Origin of the sequence: Neisseria sp. P0006.S004 (assembly GCF_051963015.1) — a bacterium.
Lineage (GTDB): Bacteria > Pseudomonadota > Gammaproteobacteria > Burkholderiales > Neisseriaceae > Neisseria.
The window spans coordinates 54508-72665 of the sequence record NZ_JBQCUS010000001.1 but is presented as its reverse complement, the minus strand read 5'-3'; the positions used below and the strand labels follow the sequence as shown (position 1 = coordinate 72665).

General features: G+C 50.3%; 17 protein-coding genes. 10 read left to right on the top strand and 7 right to left on the bottom strand.

Annotation, left to right across the window (positions count from 1 at the left end; translation table 11 throughout):
- Positions 1-113: 113 nt before the first annotated feature.
- The 6 genes from ACTHR2_RS00355 to ACTHR2_RS00330 all read left to right on the top strand — a co-directional run bounded on the left by ACTHR2_RS00355 (position 114) and on the right by ACTHR2_RS00330 (position 4248).
- A complete protein-coding gene (locus ACTHR2_RS00355) occupies positions 114-1334 on the top strand; it encodes an aspartate kinase (RefSeq protein ID WP_263340889.1) in 1221 nt (406 codons plus the stop codon).
- Positions 1335-1670: 336 nt separating this feature from the next.
- On the top strand, positions 1671-2321 hold the full coding sequence (locus ACTHR2_RS00350; protein WP_070829624.1) for a hypothetical protein: 651 nt from the start codon (positions 1671-1673) through the stop codon (positions 2319-2321).
- A gap of 81 nt (positions 2322-2402) precedes the next feature.
- The gene (locus tag ACTHR2_RS00345; RefSeq protein WP_223168895.1) at positions 2403-2729 is read left to right on the top strand and encodes a purine permease; all 327 of its coding nucleotides are present in this window, start codon (positions 2403-2405) and stop codon (positions 2727-2729) included.
- Positions 2730-2798: 69 nt separating this feature from the next.
- Complete coding sequence (locus ACTHR2_RS00340) at positions 2799-3122, top strand: dimethyl sulfoxide reductase (protein WP_263340882.1); 324 nt, start codon at positions 2799-2801, stop codon at positions 3120-3122.
- A gap of 94 nt (positions 3123-3216) precedes the next feature.
- Positions 3217-3627: a hypothetical protein gene (locus tag ACTHR2_RS00335; RefSeq protein ID WP_263340879.1), complete on the top strand. Its 411-nt coding sequence runs from the start codon at positions 3217-3219 to the stop codon at positions 3625-3627.
- A 186-nt stretch (positions 3628-3813) separates the two neighbouring features.
- The gene (locus ACTHR2_RS00330; RefSeq protein WP_162817319.1) at positions 3814-4248 is read left to right on the top strand and encodes a hypothetical protein; all 435 of its coding nucleotides are present in this window, start codon (positions 3814-3816) and stop codon (positions 4246-4248) included.
- Positions 4249-4324: 76 nt separating this feature from the next.
- Here the strand turns inward: ACTHR2_RS00330 and ACTHR2_RS00325 are convergent, their stop codons facing one another.
- Both ACTHR2_RS00325 and ACTHR2_RS00320 read right to left on the bottom strand, forming a co-directional pair.
- Positions 4325-4765: a DNA polymerase III subunit chi gene (locus tag ACTHR2_RS00325; protein WP_114926078.1), complete on the bottom strand. Its 441-nt coding sequence runs from the start codon at positions 4763-4765 to the stop codon at positions 4325-4327.
- A 37-nt stretch (positions 4766-4802) separates the two neighbouring features.
- The gene (locus ACTHR2_RS00320) at positions 4803-7289 is read right to left on the bottom strand and encodes a heavy metal translocating P-type ATPase (protein ID WP_263341905.1); all 2487 of its coding nucleotides are present in this window, start codon (positions 7287-7289) and stop codon (positions 4803-4805) included.
- Between the two features lie 361 nt (positions 7290-7650).
- Between ACTHR2_RS00320 and ACTHR2_RS00315 the strand changes: the two genes are divergently transcribed.
- On the top strand, positions 7651-7776 hold the full coding sequence (locus ACTHR2_RS00315; RefSeq protein WP_263340872.1) for a hypothetical protein: 126 nt from the start codon (positions 7651-7653) through the stop codon (positions 7774-7776).
- A gap of 68 nt (positions 7777-7844) precedes the next feature.
- Here the strand turns inward: ACTHR2_RS00315 and hflX are convergent, their stop codons facing one another.
- The 4 genes from hflX to lptF form a co-directional block, all read right to left on the bottom strand.
- The gene (gene hflX / locus ACTHR2_RS00310; RefSeq protein ID WP_263340869.1) at positions 7845-9005 is read right to left on the bottom strand and encodes a GTPase HflX; all 1161 of its coding nucleotides are present in this window, start codon (positions 9003-9005) and stop codon (positions 7845-7847) included.
- A 44-nt stretch (positions 9006-9049) separates the two neighbouring features.
- Positions 9050-10270 (bottom strand): glycosyltransferase, encoded by a 1221-nt coding sequence (locus ACTHR2_RS00305; RefSeq protein WP_263340866.1) that lies wholly within the window; start codon positions 10268-10270, stop codon positions 9050-9052.
- 119 nt (positions 10271-10389) lie between these two features.
- Positions 10390-11460, bottom strand: a complete 1071-nt coding sequence (gene lptG / locus ACTHR2_RS00300; protein ID WP_070583631.1) for an LPS export ABC transporter permease LptG — start codon at positions 11458-11460, stop codon at positions 10390-10392.
- The gene (lptF, locus tag ACTHR2_RS00295) at positions 11457-12572 is read right to left on the bottom strand and encodes an LPS export ABC transporter permease LptF (protein WP_440375223.1); all 1116 of its coding nucleotides are present in this window, start codon (positions 12570-12572) and stop codon (positions 11457-11459) included. The genes lptG and lptF overlap by 4 nt, the downstream gene beginning before the upstream one ends.
- 157 nt (positions 12573-12729) lie before the next feature.
- On the opposite strand from lptF, the gene ACTHR2_RS00290 reads away from it, so the two are divergent.
- The 3 genes from ACTHR2_RS00290 (at position 12730) to znuD (ending at position 17228) form a co-directional block, all read left to right on the top strand.
- Positions 12730-14139 (top strand): leucyl aminopeptidase, encoded by a 1410-nt coding sequence (locus ACTHR2_RS00290; protein WP_263340859.1) that lies wholly within the window; start codon positions 12730-12732, stop codon positions 14137-14139.
- Positions 14140-14239: 100 nt separating this feature from the next.
- On the top strand, positions 14240-14722 hold the full coding sequence (locus tag ACTHR2_RS00285; protein WP_263340856.1) for a cupin domain-containing protein: 483 nt from the start codon (positions 14240-14242) through the stop codon (positions 14720-14722).
- A gap of 217 nt (positions 14723-14939) precedes the next feature.
- The gene (znuD, locus tag ACTHR2_RS00280; protein ID WP_440375222.1) at positions 14940-17228 is read left to right on the top strand and encodes a TonB-dependent zinc receptor ZnuD; all 2289 of its coding nucleotides are present in this window, start codon (positions 14940-14942) and stop codon (positions 17226-17228) included.
- A gap of 84 nt (positions 17229-17312) precedes the next feature.
- On the opposite strand, the gene ACTHR2_RS00275 is transcribed toward znuD, so the two are convergent.
- Positions 17313-18143: a phosphatidylserine decarboxylase gene (locus tag ACTHR2_RS00275; RefSeq protein ID WP_263340850.1), complete on the bottom strand. Its 831-nt coding sequence runs from the start codon at positions 18141-18143 to the stop codon at positions 17313-17315.
- Between the last annotated feature and the right edge of the window lie 15 nt (positions 18144-18158).

Here is an 18158-nt window from a genome sequence, read left to right as displayed (position 1 = left end):
TATTTACTCAAAAAAGCGCGTTCTATCCTTGAATTCCATGTAAAAAATAGTAATAATAACCCTTTTTCCAGCAAACCAAGCTGCCCGACAAACCCCACAAGAAAGCACGAAACATGGCGTTAATCGTACATAAATACGGCGGCACATCAGTAGGCTCGCCAGAACGCATCAAAAACGTAGCCAAACGTGTCGCCAAAGCCCGCGCCGAAGGACACGACATCGTAGTCGTCGTATCCGCCATGAGCGGCGAAACCAACCGACTGGTCGCCCTGGCGCACGAAATGCAAGAACATCCCGATCCGCGCGAGCTGGACGTCGTCCTTGCCACCGGCGAACAAGTGACCATCGGCCTGCTGGCCATGGCGCTGAAAGACATCGGCGTTGACGCCAAAAGCTACACCGGCTGGCAAGTCGCCCTCCAAACCGACACTTCCCACACCAAAGCCCGCATCGAAAACATCGACGACGAAAGAATGCGTGCCGATTTGGCCGCCGGTAAAGTCGTTATCGTAGCCGGTTTCCAAGGCATCAGCAGCGAAGGCAATATCTCAACCCTCGGCCGTGGCGGTTCGGACACCTCTGCCGTTGCCATCGCCGCAGCCCTCAAAGCCGACGAATGCCAAATTTACACCGACGTGGACGGCGTTTACACCACCGACCCGCGCGTCGTACCCGAAGCACGCCGCATGGACACGATCACATTCGAAGAAATGATCGAATTGGCCAGCCTCGGCTCAAAAGTTTTACAAATCCGCTCCGTAGAATTCGCCGGAAAATACAAAGTGCGCCTGCGCGTACTCAGCAGCCTGCAAGATGGCGGCAACGGCACCCTGATTACCTTTGAAGAGGACGACAACATGGAAAGAGCAGCCGTAACCGGTATCGCATTCGACAAAAACCAAGCACGCATCAACGTACGCGGCGTACCTGACAAACCCGGCGTTGCCTACCAAATCCTCGGCGCAGTTGCCGATGCCAACATCGAAGTCGACATGATCATCCAAAATGTCGGTAGCGAAGGCACAACAGACTTCTCCTTCACCGTTCCACGCGGCGACTACAAACAAACCATCGAACTCCTGCAACAACGCCAAGACAGCATCGGCGCAGCCTACATTGACGGCGACGACACCGTATGCAAAGTCTCCGCAGTCGGCTTGGGCATGCGTTCACACGTCGGCGTAGCCGCCAAAATCTTCCGTACCCTCGCAGAAGAAGGCATCAACATCCAAATGATTTCAACTTCCGAAATCAAAGTATCCGTCCTGATTGACGAAAAATACATGGAACTGGCTACCCGCATTCTGCATAAAGCATTCGACTTAGGCAACTAATTCCAGCCTATTAAAAAGGCCGTCTGAAACTTTATTGTTTCAGACGGCCTTTTTTATTCCTTTCGCATTAATCAAAAACATCTTAATAAAAAAATCTACTTTAGCTCAAAACAGTGTATCCTGGCTTATTATTACCCTTGTTAATTTTATTATATGTTCAATATTTTACAACCATCCACCTTCGCCGTTTAATTCCAAAAACATACCACTTAATCTAATTTGAGAAAAATAAACAAATCTGTAATAAAATAGAACAAAAGTACAAACAATTATCTACGCTCATCAATAAAAACAAATTCCCCCCAATTTTCTCCTAACTTAAGAAGGAATCCTAATATGAACGTATTCAACAAATTCGGTATGCTGATCTTGACCGCTTCCTTGCTGGCAGCCTGCGGCGACTCCGGTAATAAAGGCAGCAGCGACAAACCGGCAGAACAAGTTGCCCAAAGCGAATCTAGCTCTGCCAACAAATACGAAAAAGCTCTGAGCGAATTCCCGGAAGCAGATCCTAAACTGGCCGAACCTATCGTCATTTCCGATAAAAAATCTCCAGACGGTCTTGCCGAATTGCAAAAATTCATTCACTTCACCACTGGTGAAGAAGCTCAAAAAATTACTCAGCTAGGCCTAGAATTGCAAAACTTGGCTAACCAAAATAAAGAAAAAGAAGCTTTGGAGCAGATGAACAAACTGACTGCCGCACTGGAACAATTCCATCAGAGCGCAGCTGCCCTCGACATCAAAGATCCTGAAATCAAAGCAGTTCTGGATCGTGCATTACAAGTCAGCAGTGCTGCCAACAACATGATGATTTATGCAGGCAAACATGCTTCTGAGCTGACTATCAACGGCAAAGATAAAGATTCGCTCAAATTTGCCAATGATTTCCAAGCAAAATCTCAAAAATTGCAAGAAACCCTGCGTGCAGCCAATCAAGAATTACAAAAAGCAGCCGAAGCTTTAGGCAAAAAATACTCCCAATAAGCCTATCGCTTCCGATAAATAATGGGGTGGTATCAATAACATCGATACCACCTTTCCAAACCCTAAGTCAGATTGAATACAATGAATAATCTAAACCCTTCACTCCCCTGCCCACACTGCCATGCCCCAATCCAAGGTGGATTGGTTAAAGGTTTGGCCGCAGTCAAAGAATGTCCTTCCTGCCATAAAAAAGTCAAATTCAAAAAGCCGCCTGTTGGCGAATATTTCAAAGCTTTGCTGAAACCTTTCGCTATTTTTGTAGTAGTTGTCTGTATCGTAGCGGCAATACTGATTAGCCTGTTTGGTACATTCCCCCCATATATCAGTACGGCATTAGTTATAGGCTTTCTTGTCTACTACATTATTCCGATTCAAAACAAACTTTCATCTTTTGAAAAAGACGAATAAACATATACGTTGCCCATCCAATCTACTTTACCGGATGGGCAATACCTTATACGGCCCAATAAAAAAATAATGAAACCATCCCCATTCTCTTGTCCTCATTGTTCCAATCCGATTCGGGGTATTGCATTCAAAGGACTGAAAATCATTAAAGAGTGCCCGACCTGCTACAAAAAAGTCCGCTATAAGCAACCGACTGCAAAAGAAATCCGCCAAGCGACATGGAAAAAGAGCGTTATTTTCCTTTCCCTGCTAACCTTATACCTTGCCTTTCTGATTGCACTATTTCGCGTAGATATTCCTTTTACGTATCTTATCCTCCCTATCATGATCTATTTGGTTGCAGTCTTCCAGCCTGCCATTATCAAGCTTTCTTCATTTGAGAAAGACGAATAGCCTACTTTCAGACGGCCATCGCCTTCAATGACAAGGTTTGGCCGATACCGATTCTAATCCTTATCCCCGATATTCTATCCAAGGCTTTTATTACATGAAACGTCCAGTCCCTGTTACCATCGCCACCGTTCTCTATTTCATCCTAACTACCCTTGTCTGCTTTACCACTGTTGCTCTTGCGATTTATTCGGGCGATTTACTGATAGAGGTTGCAGCCTTGGCATTCCCTTTCCTGCCTTGGTGGCTGTCTATGCCCCTATACTTCATCCTCCTTTCCTTACCAGTATTTATTGCTGTCGGCCTGCTTTCAGGCAACCGTTCTGCCCGTTGGCTGGCTGTTGTGTTGGCAGCCGCTTCACTGATCATGGTGTATAGCGATATGGCGAGCTATAGTTCTCAACAAATCATTATTCAATCCATTCTCCACCCTGTTTTGCTGCTCCTTATCTTCAATCCGGTATCCAACCACTATTTCGCCAATGCGGCCTCAAAAACCGAATCCTGAACCATCGGATTTTGACTTCAAAAAACTTAAAGCCGTCTGAAACCCTTGCCCTTACGCAAATCTTTTTCAGACGGCCTAAAATAGAATGGCCTTTTCAGACTGTCTTTTCCTAAGGTTCCCCTTCATACAATCAATAATGCGTTTCCCTTAGCGGCTTTAAATACCAAACTGTAAGCAAACAAACCCATGAAATCCGTTTTCCCTATTTTCTTTATCCTGCTCAACTTATTCTTCATCCTTTATTTGCCACGCAAACTATCCATATGGGTCCGTCTTGCGCTTTACCTATCTATCGGTGGGCTGTTTTATTTATGGATGTCCAACAAATCTGCCCTGACCTCCCTATTTGCACACACCCTGTCATTGCAGCCATTCGACGTATTTCATGAGACAATCGGTTTTTCATTATTGGTTACAGTCTTCCTCAATCTGTTTGACTTGCTTGCCGTACCTTCAATTGTCCGTTTCCCCAACTTAATCCTCAAAAATCCCCAACACCACCATCAGTCTGTTCAATGGTATCTTGCCAATACCTCCCTTTTTGAACGCTTTTTCCACTATTTCTACTCTTTCTGCTGTTGCCTCATATTTTATGGCATATGGCACGAAGCCTTCCGATAATCAATCTAAAAAACAAAGGGACATCATCAAAATGTCCCTTTGTTTATATTCAGACGGCCTTGAATATCTTCAACACTCAATCCTTCCCTTCTCTCGAAAAATGCTCAATCTCAAATCCGCTCTGACGATAAGCTCGGAAACGGTCTCGGGCTTCGGCCAAATCTTCTAAGCTATTTCCCACAATTTCAAGGATACGGTTTGGAATGGCCGGGGCTTGACTCCAGAAATCAGCAGACAGGTTCAAAACCGTGCAATCTTGCGGAATATTCGGCAATGCATTTCCAAACGCAAGCAATACCGGCGTTTCAGACGGCATGGGGTCAGTAGGCAGCCAAACTTCATGCGGAATAAAGCTTTCGGGAATCTGCTGCCACAAATCAACGTCTAGTTGCTGCATGGCTGCAGCAGAATCCGACCACACCAAAATCTGCCCGCCATCGCGTATGGCGCGGGCAATCAGGCGGCAGGCAAAGGCGGCCGGCTGGGCGACGTGTGTATAAAAAGTGGCTTTAGGCATGGCGTATTCTTTCATTTAGGCAATGGATTTGCCGTTTTCAGACGGCCTTTTTGGTTTTCAACAATCTCAAGGCATTGCCCAACACCAGCAGCGAGCTGAAACTCATGCCGAGCGCGGCGATCCACGGGGTAACGTAACCAAACACGGCCAGCGGAACGGCAACCAGATTGTATGCGCTCGCCCAAGTCAGGTTTTGGCGGATGATTTGATGGGTACGGCGTGCCTGTTCCATCATCACGGGCAAAACGTTCAAATCATCATTGAGCAAAACCACATCGGCCCCGTCTCGCGCCACATCGGCACTCGTGGCCACTGCGGCCGATACGTTTGCTTGGGCAAGGACGGGGGCATCGTTAATCCCGTCGCCAATCATCATGACTTTACGTCCTTGTTTTTGCAGATTTTTCACATAAGCCAGCTTGTCTTCCGGCGTGGCTTCGGCACGATAGGCATCCAATCCCAGCTCCTGCGCGACTTGGGCTACGGCAGCTTGACGGTCGCCGCTTAAAAGGTGCAGACGGATGCCGTGTTGTTTCAGGTTTTGCAACATTTCAGCGGCGCTGTCTTTGATTTGGTCTTCCAATAAAAAGGCCGTCTGAAAACCGCTTTGATTGCCCAAGAAAATAATGCCGCCTGTGTGGTCGATATGGGCAAATGTTTCAGGCAGATTACCGGCAATTTCCGAAACAAACGCCGCTTTGCCCAAAGCCCAAACTTGGGTTTCGCCATCAAATTCGATTTGCGCGCTGACACCGTACCCAATACGGTTGACCCGTTGCTGCACTTTCACATCAAGCGCGGATACAGGGCCGTCTGAAAGCGTATGGTTCAAAATGGCACGGGCGATAGGGTGCTCGGATTGCTGTTCCAATGCCTGGGCGATAGCAAGGGCTTGGACTTCGTTCAGACGGCCTGCACGCAGTATACGACTGACGGAAAACTGCCCTTTGGTCAGCGTACCGGTTTTATCGAACACGACATCGTCAATTTGGGCAAGCGTTTCCAGGCTTTGTTTGCCGCTGATGAGAATGCCGTCTTTGGCAAGCGCACCGGTAGAAGCTGCCAGCGCGGTCGGCGTGGCAAGCGACAAGGCACACGGGCAGGTAATGACCAGCAGGGCAACGGTAATCCACAAGGCAGTGTGCGCATCTGCATACCACGCCCAGCCGATAAAAACAGGAATCGCAAGCAAAAGTTCGCCAAACACAAAACTGGACGCGTATTTTTCGGCCAACTCGGCGGCTCTCGGTTTTTGCGCCAGCGCGCGGTCGAGCAGTTTGACGATATGGGACAGGCGCGTGTTGCCGCCGGTATGGTCGGTGCGGATGATTAAAGGGCTGCTGGTGTTGAGCGTGCCGGCGGTTACTTTTTCAGACGGCCTTTTCACAATGGGCAGGCTTTCGCCGGTCAACATGGCTTCGTTAACTTCACTTTCGCCGGACAAAACCGTACCGTCCACCGGAATGACTTCGCCGGGCTTCACAACAATCGTATCGCCGATATTGAGGCGGACGACTGCGGCTTCCTCGATGGCTTCGCTTTCAGGATAAGCCGGCAAACGGTGGCAAAATGCCGGAACCAGTTTGACCAACCGCTCCGCCGCATCGCCTGCTTTACGTCGAGCAATCTGTTCCATAAAACGCCCGCCCAACAGGAAAAACAGCAGCATGGCGATGGATTCAAAATACATGCCCTGCCCTGCGTTGGTAGCCAGGCTGTAAATACCGGCGATAAAGGTCATCACAATGGCAATGGCTATCGGCGTATCCATGCCGACACGGCGGTTTTTCCAGTCACGCCATGCGCCGCGGTAAAACGGCAACGCGCTGTAAAACACAACGGGCAATACCATCAAAAAGCCGCCCCAATGCAGGATTTCCAAATAAAGCGGCTCGATGTCGCCGCCGTAAAAATAAGTCGGCAGGGCGAACATCATCGTCTGCATCATACCCAGACCGGCCACAGCCAATCTGACGATAAACTGTTTGCGCTCCTTCTGCGCCTGCACTTCAATTTTTTGCGCATCATAAGGCGCGGCGGTATAACCGGTTTGGCGGATTTTCAGCAAAATGTCCGACAATTCAATGTGGGCGCTGTCCCACACCACTCGGCAGCGGTGGGTACTGTAATTCAAATCCACGCGCACTACGCCCTTCATACGCAACAACTGCTGTTCAATCAGCCACACACACGCGGCGCAGGTAATGCCGCCCAGCATCAACACCGCCTCGCGTTCATCCCCTGCGCCGACCTCGACAAAATCCGCCTGCACTTCGGGCAAATCGTACAGCTTTAATTGCGACAACACTTCCGGCGGAGGCAATTCGGATTTTTTCGCGTCTGCAGTACGCTGTTTGTAATAATTGCCCAAACCAGCATCGATAATACTCTGCGCCACTGCTTGGCAACCGGCGCAACAGGTTTCGTGTTCTTCGTCTTCAAAACGAACCGTCAAATGCAGATGATCCGGGACTTCAAGTCCGCAATGGAAGCAGTTTTTTTGGGGATGTGTGGAAGATGTCATCATGTGTTCGATTTATTTTTCAGACGGCCTGAAACAACCGTCTCAGGGTGTTACATTTTAGCAAAAAGCGTTTTCCCGCCTCTTTTCATTCAATTTTGAATTAACAGGCTGTCGGAATTTGTAAAAAATATGGAAAACAAAGTATTGACCGTTCATCAAACGATGAACGGTAATATATAAATACCGTTTATCTTTAAAAACTTCCAATTATTTTAATGTAAAAATGGAACTTTTTTAAAAATCCTAATACATTTTTTATTGACCTCAATCCATTTAAGCAGCATACTTTAGGCATTCCGCGAAGACGGAAATCAAAAAACACACATTTACTTATAAAACTAACTTATTGGGAAACCTCACCATGATTGATCGCCTTATGCCTATCTTCGCCGTTATCGGCATTTTGTCCAGCACCGTATACCTGAGCCTCGCCGCTTGGATGCTTTACGAAAACGTGTTCAAAAAGAAAAGCCCTCTGTCGGCATAATCCTCAGATTTAGAATTTTACGGTAAGGCCGTCTGAACATTCAGACGGCCTTGTTTCATTCCATACCATCAAGCACTTGGCTGTACGGCCAATTCAATCATCGCTTCGCGCAAACTGTCCAAACCCAAACTTTCAGCAACGGAAACATTCACGCCGACGGCATGCCCGGAATTGTCGCGCAAAATGCCTGCTTCACGCATACCCGACGGCAGCAAATCGATTTTGTTGTACACCACCAATTGCGGAATTTCATGTGCGCCGATTTCTTCCAAGACTTCGTTGACATCGTCCATCTGCCGTTCAAAATCGGGATTGGAGGCATCAACGACGTGCAGTAGCACATCCGCCATCGTCGTCTCTTCCAAGGTAGCGGAAAACGCCGATACCAGCTTGTGCGGCAAATCGCGGACAAAGCCGACGGTATCGGTCAAAATCACGCTTGCCTCATGCGACAGGAAAAGCCGTCGCGCAGTAGTATCCAAAGTGGCGAACAACTGGTCTTTCGCCAATACGTCCGCTTTGGTCAAGCGGTTGAACAGGCTGGATTTTCCGGCATTGGTATAGCCGACAATGGCAAAGGTTTTCAGACGGCCGCTCATGCGCGATTTGCGGCGTGTGGCGCGTTGCTTGCGGACATCGGCAAGCTGTTTTTTCAATGCCGTGATTTTCTGTCCGATTAAACGGCGGTCGGTTTCCAACTGGGTTTCACCCGGCCCTTTCAAGCCGATACCACCCTTCTGACTTTGCAAATGCCCATAACCGCGCACCAGCCGTCCGCTCAAGTGATTCAACTGAGCCAGCTCCACCTGCAACTTACCTTCCTGCGACTGGGCGCGTTTGGCAAAAATCGCCAAAATTAAACCCACTCTGTCGAGGACGCGGCATTGAAGCTCTTTTTCCAGATTACGCTCTTGTGTCGGCGTGAGTTCGTGGTTGAACACGACCAGCCCGACATCATGCTGCTTGACCACTGCCGCCAACTCTTCCGCCTTGCCCGTACCGACAAACAAAGCCGGATGCGGTTTATCGCGGCGTGAAGTTTCGATAGAAACCAAATCACCGCCGGCCGCACCCACCAATTCTGCCGCTTCGATCAAAGCCGTCTGAAAGCCGCGCTCACGCGTTTCGTTTGCACCGGAATAGTCCGCCGTCAGCATCACACCGACCAAGAGGACGCGTTCGGGCTTTTCCAAAGATTTATCGACGGAAAACAGATTGCGCTTGCTCAAAAAATTTCCTTTCAGACGGCCTTATGGCCGGGGCAAAGTGCTGATTAACGGTTTTTCAAAATATCGGCAAAATATTCGGTCACTTCCGCCAAACGTCCGCCCTGCTCGGCATAAGGCTGCATGACGGCCACCAGTTGCTCCAACACTTCACGCGTTTCTGTTTGCGCGTGTTCGCGGTAGAGCCACATATTTTGCATAGTCACCGTGGTCAATGCCTCGCGTACATTCAGCAAGAGCAAGTGGCGGCAAGACTCATAGCCTTGGCGCAAATCGCCGGCCGCATAGGCGGTAACCGACAATTCATAGTCGATGTCCAACTGATAAACATTGCTTTGGACAAAAAGAATATCGTCTTTCGGGAACGGGATACGTTTCGCCATCAGGCCGATTGCATGGGAAATACGGTATTTTCCTTCCTGACGCAGCATGGTTTGCGCAAGGTAGAGACACTCGGCACGGCGCGGGTTGTAATCGTAGCCTGCCAACCAAGTCGCCAAGGCTTCATCGCGTTTGCCCATTAATTTGTAGCACTCGCCCAGCTGTTGGTAAGAAACCGTCACTTCCTCGATCCAACCGCCCAACTCGATGCGTTTTTTAAACCATTCGCTCGCACGCTCGGGCATATCAGAATCCCAATAAGAACGTGCCGCATAAAAGGCGTAACGCGGTTTCAGATCTTCATCTTCAGGGCTGTAAAACGCTTTTTCCAAGGAAACGGCATCAAGCAGGTATTTGTTCGCCATATTGCTGCGTGCGCCGAAACGGCCGCTGAGGACTGTATAGTCGCCATGAAGCGTGGCTTCGCTGGTATCTTGTTTGTCGGTTTCGATAAACTCGTGCAACACGCCGCGCCAGTAGAATGTACCGTCATTGCGCAACAGCAGTGGTCGGTAATAAACCACGCTGCCCATGGCATTTCTCATGCGGAGGCGGTAACGGTCGGCGGTCAACTCGGGCAATTCCAATTTGCCTTCAAAGCGGTCGTCCGCATCAAAAATCAACACGTAATCGGTTTTGCCTTTTGCGTGTTTCAACGCTTGATTGCGGTTGTATGCAAAATTTTGCCAACCATCATGATGAATCTCGCCTGCGATGCCCTTCGCATCGAAAAAGCGGCGGATCACGCCGGCGGTATCATCGGTCGAGCCGGTGTCGCTGATGACATAGTAGTCAAGTTTGATGTGGTCGGTGATGTTGGCCAGTGTTTCTTCGATGATTGCCGCTTCGTTTTTGACAATCATATTCAAGCAGATGGTTTGGGACATTTTCAATAGCCGCATTAGTTTGGAAAGATATTATTTTACTTTAGCATTTTGTTTTTTGCACACAAAATACTCAGGCCGTCTGAAGATTGCCTTTCAGACGGCCTGAAGTTTATTTTGCCTTATCTTTTTTCCTGACGGCGTATCAGATACACCGCCAACAGTGCAAACAAAACCGTCGGCAATGCGCCTGCCAAAAACGGTGGCACGCCGTACAATTGGCTGGTAAAGCCGAAGAGCCGTCCGGCAAAGTGGAACAGCAAACCGAGGCAGATACCGCCGAAAAGTTTCAAGCCCATATTGCCGTGGCGCGTGGTTTGCGGCGTAAAGGCGAAGGCAACAAGCGCCATCACCCATGCAGCAACGGGATACACCAGCTTGCGCCACCATGCGATGGCATAGACTTGGGTATTTTGGTTGTTTTTTTCCAGATGGTCGATGTAGGTGGTCAATTCGCCGACAGACATTTGGTCGGGCTTGACGAGCAATACGTCCAGCAGGTTGCGTTTGACAGAAATCGGCCAGTTTTCTTCAGCCGCAGTAGAGACCTCGACTTTATCTTCGCCCAATATGCTACGGCGGATATTTTTCAGCTGCCAGCTACCGTCTGGATTCAAAACGGCTGATTCGGCTTCCGCGGCTTGAGTCAGTTCGTTTTTATCGTTGCGCTGCCAAATTTTGATGCCCAAAAGCGTATGGTCGGGCAACATTTCGCGCACGTTGATAATGCTGTTTTTTTCTTTCAGCCAAAGGCCGGTATTGCCGGTACTGATTTTGCCGTTGATGGCGGCGGCTTTGATGTTTTCGGCTTTTTGGCTCAGCGTGGGGGCAACCCATTCGCCAAGTGCGACGGTGGCAATGGCGAAAATCAGTCCAAATTGCGACAGAATCAACAGCAGCTTTTTGGTGCTCATGCCGCTGGCTTTGATAACGGTCAGCTCGCTGCCGGAAGCCAGTTGGCTGAGAGAAATTAGGCCGCCGATCAAAACGGCAAGCGGCATCAGTTCATATGCGCGCGCAGGCATCTGCATTAAAACATACTGCCCCAATTTTGCGCCGTTATAGCTGCCTTTTCCAAGATCGCCGACTTCGTTGATGATTTCAAAAAAGCTGTACAAAGCGAGGAAGGCAAGGAGGGCGTAAACCGCCATAACCGCCATTTGACGGATGATGTAACGTGAAATCAGGTTCATTTTCCGCCTTTCAATGTCAGACTTTTGGCAACCGCCTGCCAGAAGGGTTGGCTGGGCATACTGCGCACACGCAGCAGGACGACGGCAATCATAAGCATGATGATGTGCATAGGCAGCAGTCCGAACCAGAAATGGATTTTGCCGTCTTCCACAGCATTGCGCAGGAAGGTTAGCCCATTTTGGTAAACCAAAAACAAACCGATGGCAATCAGGATATTGTAGGTATGGCCGCTGCGCGGATTGAAATAGGAAAGCGGCACGGCAAGCAGGCACAGCAACAAAACACTGACGGTCAAGGAAATACGCCACATCAATTCCGCTTGGTGTTGGGGATTGCTGCTGCCTATCAGTTGGGAGGTCGGGATGGTACGGCGATGTGAAACAGGGTCGATAAGTTTGGGCGTGGTGCTGATAATCAGGCTGAGGTGTTGGAAAGAAACGCGGTTGTAATCGGCTTTACCGGGCGTACCACTGTAACGGTAGCCGTCGCGCAATTCAAGCGTACGTTTGTTGTCTGTCAGCGAAAAATTGCCCTCTTTGGCAAAAACGATGTTGTCGTTGCCGTTTTTGTCCTGTTCACGCAGGAACAGGTTTTTCATGATGCCGGATTCGGTATCGAAGGTTTCGACAAAATAAACCCTGCCGTTGCGCTTGCCCAAGTTATTGAACTCGCCGGTTTCTACCAAAGACAACTCCTGCTTCTGCTTCAAAATTTCGGCATATTCGCGGCTGCGCAACTCTGCCCACGGCATTACCCAAAGCTGCATGACGGCAATCAAAATGGCAAACGGCACAGCAAACTGCATAACCGGGCGTATCCATTGTTTCAATGCCAATCCGCAGGAGAGCCAAACCGACATTTCGCTGTCGCGCCAGTAGCGGGTCAATACGGTCAACGTACTGATAAATGCGGTCAACACCAGCAAAAGCGGGGTCATGCCGATGACCCAGAAGCCGACCAAGGCCAACACAGCATCGATGGCGACACGCCCGTCGGCTGCGCGGCCAAGCAGGTTGATGGCCTGCGTCGACACCAATACCGCCAAGAGGACGACAAAGATGCCGACGGCGGTAAAGGAAAGTTCTTTAATAAAGTTTCTTTGGTAAATCATAAGATTGAGCGTGGTATACGGTTTATGGGAAACCTATATTTATTAATAAGGCTTCAGACGGCATGACACAAATGGAGTACAATGATTTTCATCTGTTCGGACGGTTGGTCACAGGCCGTCTGAACAACCGACAACCGTTCCAATCAGGAGAATAAACGTGAAATTTAGCACAAAAGCCGAAACTTTGCAGGCTCAACAGGCAGGTGCGCAATTATTTGTCTGCGCCGAAGCATCACAACTGAGCAACCCGACTGCCCTCGCCCTCTTCACTTCCCTTGAAGAAGGTCAAAATTTCGCCGACACCAAAATCCCGACGGACAACGGTTTGCAAGCCATTGCCATCGCCCGCCTCGAAAAAACCGACCGCGCCGCATTGAACAAAGCTGCAGCCGAAGCCGCCAAATGGGCGCAAAATCAAGAAACGGTCAATGTGGACGTTTATGCCTTTGAAGAAGCGCAAGCGGCAGCCGTTGCCGAAGCGTTTGCGATTGCGTTCGGCAATACCGCCTACCGTTTCGACCGCTACAAAAAAGAAGCCAAACCGGCTAAATTTGCAGAAGCCGTGTTCCACAGCGCGCACGAAGCCGCCGTCAAAGAAGCCCTGCGCGTTGCCGAAGCGCAAGTTTACGGACAAAGCCTCTGCCGCGATTTGGGCAATGCCGCACCGAACGAATGCACGCCTGAATTCCTCGCGCGTACCGCCAAAGCCGAAGCCGAAAAACTGGGCGCACACGCCAAAATTATTGAAAAAGACTACATCAAAGAAAACATGGGTTCGTTCTGGTCTGTCGCCAAAGGCAGCGTCGAAGACCCATATTTGGTCGAACTGAGCTATTTCGGTGCGGCTGATAAAGAAGCCGCGCCTGTGGTATTGGTCGGCAAAGGCATTACCTTCGACACCGGTGGCATTTCCCTCAAACCCGGCCTGAACATGGACGAAATGAAGTTCGACATGTGCGGCGCGGCAACCGTTATCAGCACCTTCTGCGCCGCCGTCAAACTGCAACTGCCGATCAACCTCATCGCCGTCGTCGCCACTTGTGAAAACATGCCTTCCGGCGCAGCCAATAAACCGGGCGACGTCGTAAAAAGCATGAAAGGCTTGACCATCGAAGTATTAAACACCGATGCTGAAGGCCGTCTGATTTTGTGTGACGCGCTCACTTACGCCGAACAATTCAAACCTAAAGCCGTTATCGACGTCGCCACCCTGACCGGCGCGTGCATCATCGCCTTGGGTCATGACGTCAGCGGCGTGATGGGCAACAATCAAGATTTGGTCGACAGCCTGCTGGCCGCTTCCCGAAACGTGGACGACAAAGCATGGCAACTGCCGCTCTTTGAAACCTACAAAGACCAACTCAAATCCAACTTTGCCGACATTCCAAACATCGGCACGCCGGGTGCAGGCACGATTACCGCCGCCACCTTCCTGTCTTACTTCACCGAAGACTATCCATGGGCACACCTCGACATCGCGGGTACCGCATGGAAATCCGGCGGTGAAAAAGGCGCGACTGGCCGCCCTGTTCCTTTATTGTTGAACTATCTGCGCAATGTGAAATAAAACTTGGGGGAAGCCTGCAGGGTTACACATTTCAACCCTGCAGGCCGTCTGAAAACGGAATCCGCATTATCTGACTCAACCTGACAAACGGAGAACCACCATGAAACCACTATTTGCCGCATTATCTGTCGCCCTTCTGCTCGGCACATCCATAAGCGCCCAAGCTGCCGAACAAACCACCCCCACCGACCGCAGCATCCAAGTGTACAAAAAAGCCGACTTAGCTGAATGGAACCGCGAAAACGCAGCCGGAGGCCAAGGCCCATTGCTCGGCAACTTTGCCTTCACGCGCCATCAAACCGCCGACCAAGACGCATTCAAAGAAATCGGCTGGCTCACATTACCGCCAGGCGCTTCCATCGGCCAACACAAACATACCGGCAATGAAGACGTTTACATCATCGTATCCGGCAAAGGACTGTTTACCGATAGCGAAGGCAAACAAACCGAAGTCGGTGCCGGAGACATTACCATCGCCCGCCCCGGCCAGTCCCACGCACTCAAAAATATCGGCAAAAAGCCGTTAGTATTCCTTGATCTGATTGCCGAGACCGCTGGCGCTAAAGCCGCCGAAACCAAGTAATGCTTTCAATGAAAGCAAACAATCTGCCATAACTTTCTGCCTTACCCAAACCAGGCAGTAGAGAGATTGTTCCGTTTTCATTTAAACCTACATACAAGCTAAAGGCCGTCTGAAAACCACGCTTCGTTTTCAGACGGCCTTTTTCTCAAAAATCTTATCATATACATGATGAAATGTTATATAATAACAGCATTTCAAAATATGATGAGAAACTAAAATGACACAAACCACACTCAAGCCCATTGTTTTATCTATTCTTTTAATCAGCACCCCCATCCTCTCCCAAGCGCATGAAACCGAGCAGTCGGTGGACTTGGAAGAGGTTACCGTTGTCGGTAAAAGCCGTCCGCGCGCCACATCGGGGCTGTTGCACACTTCGACCGCCTCCGACAAAATCATCTCCGGCGATACCTTGCGCCAAAAAGCCGTCAACCTAGGCGATGCTTTAGACGGCGTACCGGGCATTCATGCCTCGCAATACGGCGGCGGCGCGTCCGCTCCCGTTATTCGCGGTCAAACAGGCAGACGGATTAAAGTGTTGAACCATCACGGCGAAACGGGCGACATGGCGGATTTCTCGCCCGACCATGCCTTGATGGTGGACAGCGCCTTGTCGCAACAGGTCGAAATCCTGCGCGGCCCGGTTACGCTCTTGTACAGCTCAGGCAATGTGGCCGGTTTGGTCGATGTTGCCGATGGCAAAATCCCCGAAAAAATGCCTGAAAACGGCGTATCGGGCGAAGCCGGATTGCGTTTGAGCAGCGGCAATTTGGAAAAACTGACATCCGCAGGCATCAATATCGGTTTAGGCAACAACTTCGTGCTGCATACCGAAGGCTTGTACCGCAAATCGGGCGATTACGCCGTACCGCGCTATCAAAAAGAAGAAGGCCGTCTGAAACGACTGCCCGACAGCCATGCCGATTCAAAAACAGGCAGCATCGGGCTGTCTTGGGTTGGGGATAAAGGTTTTCTCGGCGTAGCGTACAGCGACCGTCGCGACCGCTACGGCCTGCCTGCCCACAGCCATCTCTACGACGACTGCCACGCCGACATCATCTGGCAGAAAAGTTTGATTAACAAACGCTATTTGCAGCTTTATCCGCACTTATTGACCGAAGAAGACGTCGATTACGACAATCCGGGCTTGAGCTGCGGCTTCCACGACGACGATAATGCACACGCCCATGCCCACAACGGCAAACCGTGGATAGACCTGCGCAACAAACGCTACGAACTCCGCGCCGAATGGAAACAGCCATTCCCCGGTTTTGAAGCCCTGCGCGTACATCTGAACCGCAACGACTACCACCACGATGAAAAAGCAGGCGATGCAGTAGAAAATTTCTTCAACAACAAAACACACAACGCACGCATCGAATTGCGCCACCAACCCATAGGCCGTCTGAAAGGCAGCTGGGGCGTGCAATATTTGGGACAAAAATCCAGCGCGCTTTCCGCCATTCCCAAAACCGTCCAACAACCGATGTTGATTGACAACAATGTCCGCCATTACAGCTTTTTCGGTGTAGAACAGGCAAACTGGGACAACTTCACGCTTGAAGGCGGCGTACGCGTGGAAAAACAAAAAGCCTCCATCCAGTACGACAAAGCATTGATTGATCGAGAAAACTACTACAACCAACCCCTACCCGACCTCGGCGCACACCGCCAAACCGCCCGCTCGTTCGCACTTTCGGGCAAATGGTATTTCACGCCATACCACAAACTCAGCCTGACCGCCTCCCATCAAGAACGCCTGCCGTCAACGCAAGAACTGTACGCACACGGCAAACACGTTGCCACCAACACCTTTGAAGTCGGCAACAAACACCTCAACAAAGAGCGTTCCAACAATATCGAACTCGCGCTGGGCTACGAAGGCGACCGCTGGCAATACAATCTGGCGCTCTACCGCAACCGCTTCGGCAACTACATCTACGCCCAAACCTTAAACGACGGACGCGGCCCCAAATCCATCGAAGACGACAGCGAAATGAAGCTCGTGCGCTACAACCAATCCGGCGCCGACTTCTACGGCGCGGAAGGCGAAATCTACTTCAAACCGACACCGCGCTACCGCATCGGCGTTTCCGGCGACTATGTACGAGGCCGTCTGAAAAACCTGCCATCCCTTCCCGGCAGGGAAGATGCCTACGGCAACCGTCCTTTCATCGCACAGGATGACCAAAACGCCCCTCGCGTTCCGGCTGCACGCCTTGGCGTCCACCTGAAAGCGTCGCTGACCGACCGTATCGATGCCAATTTGGACTACTACCGCGTGTTCGCCCAAAACAAACTCGCCCGCTACGAAACGCGCACACCCGGACACCATATGCTCAACCTCAGCGCAAACTACCGCCGCAATACGCGCTATGGCGAGTGGAATTGGTACGTCAAAGCCGACAACCTGCTCAACCAATCCGTTTACGCCCACAGCAGCTTCCTCTCTGATACGCCGCAAATGGGCCGCAGCTTTACCGGCGGCGTGAACGTGAAGTTTTAAAATCGGACAGGCAAACAAAAAAGGTTTTCAGACGGCCGTCTGAAAACCTTTTTCTTGTTTTAGCCAATCATTTAAAACTGACTATTAATCTTTCAACACATCTTGCACAGCCGCTTGAATTTTAGCCGCTGCTGCCTCGATTTGCTGCTGTTCGGTAGATTGGTTTGCCACGGTTTCAACCGGAGCAGCTTGAGAAGCCGGAGTCGCTTGTGAAACTGGCGTGGCTTGTGGAGCTGCGGCTTTAGGATCAGATTCAGCTTGCGGCGCAGTCAGCGGCAAACGCGCCAATACAGTGCTAACGCCGGTAACTTTATCGCCAATCGCCACTTGCGCCTGCGCATCGACAGGCAGATACATATCCACGCGCGAACCAAAGCGGATAAAGCCATAGCGTTCGCCGCGAGACAGTTTCGCACCTGCTTGGGTGTAGCACAAAATACGGCGTGCCACCAGACCGGCCACTTGAACAAAAGTAATTTCACGACCAGAAGCCGTAGTTGCCAAAACCGCATTACGTTCGTTTTCCGTGCTGGCTTTGTCCAAATCCGCATTCACGAATTTGCCTTTGTTATAGACCACTTTCGTTACCGTACAATCGGCAGGCGATTTTTGCGAATGCACGTTGAACACGTTCATAAAAATACTGATTTTCAAAGCATCGACATCACGATACGGGTCGCGTGCGCGCTCGACCACCACGATACGGCCGTCAACAGGGCTCAACACCGCTTCAGGATTTTGCGGAATCTCACGCGCAGGGTCGCGGAAAAACTGCAAAGCAAATACAGTAAACACCCAAAACGGCAAAGACCACCAGCCGCAACACATCGACACCAGCAGGCTCAAAGCCAAACCGCCGCCGATAATCGGCCAGCCCTCACGGGCGATAATCGGGTGGGGATACAAACGGTTCATCACTTATCCTTCATT

Bases quoted from the DNA above. Each gene is read 5' to 3' on its own strand.
- ACTHR2_RS00330 (WP_162817319.1), top strand. From the start codon at position 3,814: ATGAAATCCGTTTTCCCTATTTTCTTTATCCTGCTCAACTTATTCTTC.
- ACTHR2_RS00345 (WP_223168895.1), top strand. From the start codon at position 2,403: ATGAATAATCTAAACCCTTCACTCCCCTGCCCACACTGCCATGCCCCA.
- ACTHR2_RS00305 (WP_263340866.1), bottom strand. From the start codon at position 10,270: ATGTCCCAAACCATCTGCTTGAATATGATTGTCAAAAACGAAGCGGCA.
- ACTHR2_RS00325 (WP_114926078.1), bottom strand. From the start codon at position 4,765: ATGCCTAAAGCCACTTTTTATACACACGTCGCCCAGCCGGCCGCCTTT.
- znuD (WP_440375222.1), top strand. From the start codon at position 14,940: ATGACACAAACCACACTCAAGCCCATTGTTTTATCTATTCTTTTAATC.
- ACTHR2_RS00335 (WP_263340879.1), top strand. From the start codon at position 3,217: ATGAAACGTCCAGTCCCTGTTACCATCGCCACCGTTCTCTATTTCATC.
- ACTHR2_RS00320 (WP_263341905.1), bottom strand. From the start codon at position 7,289: ATGACATCTTCCACACATCCCCAAAAAAACTGCTTCCATTGCGGACTT.
- ACTHR2_RS00315 (WP_263340872.1), top strand. From the start codon at position 7,651: ATGATTGATCGCCTTATGCCTATCTTCGCCGTTATCGGCATTTTGTCC.
- ACTHR2_RS00340 (WP_263340882.1), top strand. From the start codon at position 2,799: ATGAAACCATCCCCATTCTCTTGTCCTCATTGTTCCAATCCGATTCGG.
- ACTHR2_RS00355 (WP_263340889.1), top strand. From the start codon at position 114: ATGGCGTTAATCGTACATAAATACGGCGGCACATCAGTAGGCTCGCCA.
- ACTHR2_RS00285 (WP_263340856.1), top strand. From the start codon at position 14,240: ATGAAACCACTATTTGCCGCATTATCTGTCGCCCTTCTGCTCGGCACA.
- lptG (WP_070583631.1), bottom strand. From the start codon at position 11,460: ATGAACCTGATTTCACGTTACATCATCCGTCAAATGGCGGTTATGGCG.
- lptF (WP_440375223.1), bottom strand. From the start codon at position 12,572: ATGATTTACCAAAGAAACTTTATTAAAGAACTTTCCTTTACCGCCGTC.
- ACTHR2_RS00275 (WP_263340850.1), bottom strand. From the start codon at position 18,143: ATGAACCGTTTGTATCCCCACCCGATTATCGCCCGTGAGGGCTGGCCG.
- ACTHR2_RS00350 (WP_070829624.1), top strand. From the start codon at position 1,671: ATGAACGTATTCAACAAATTCGGTATGCTGATCTTGACCGCTTCCTTG.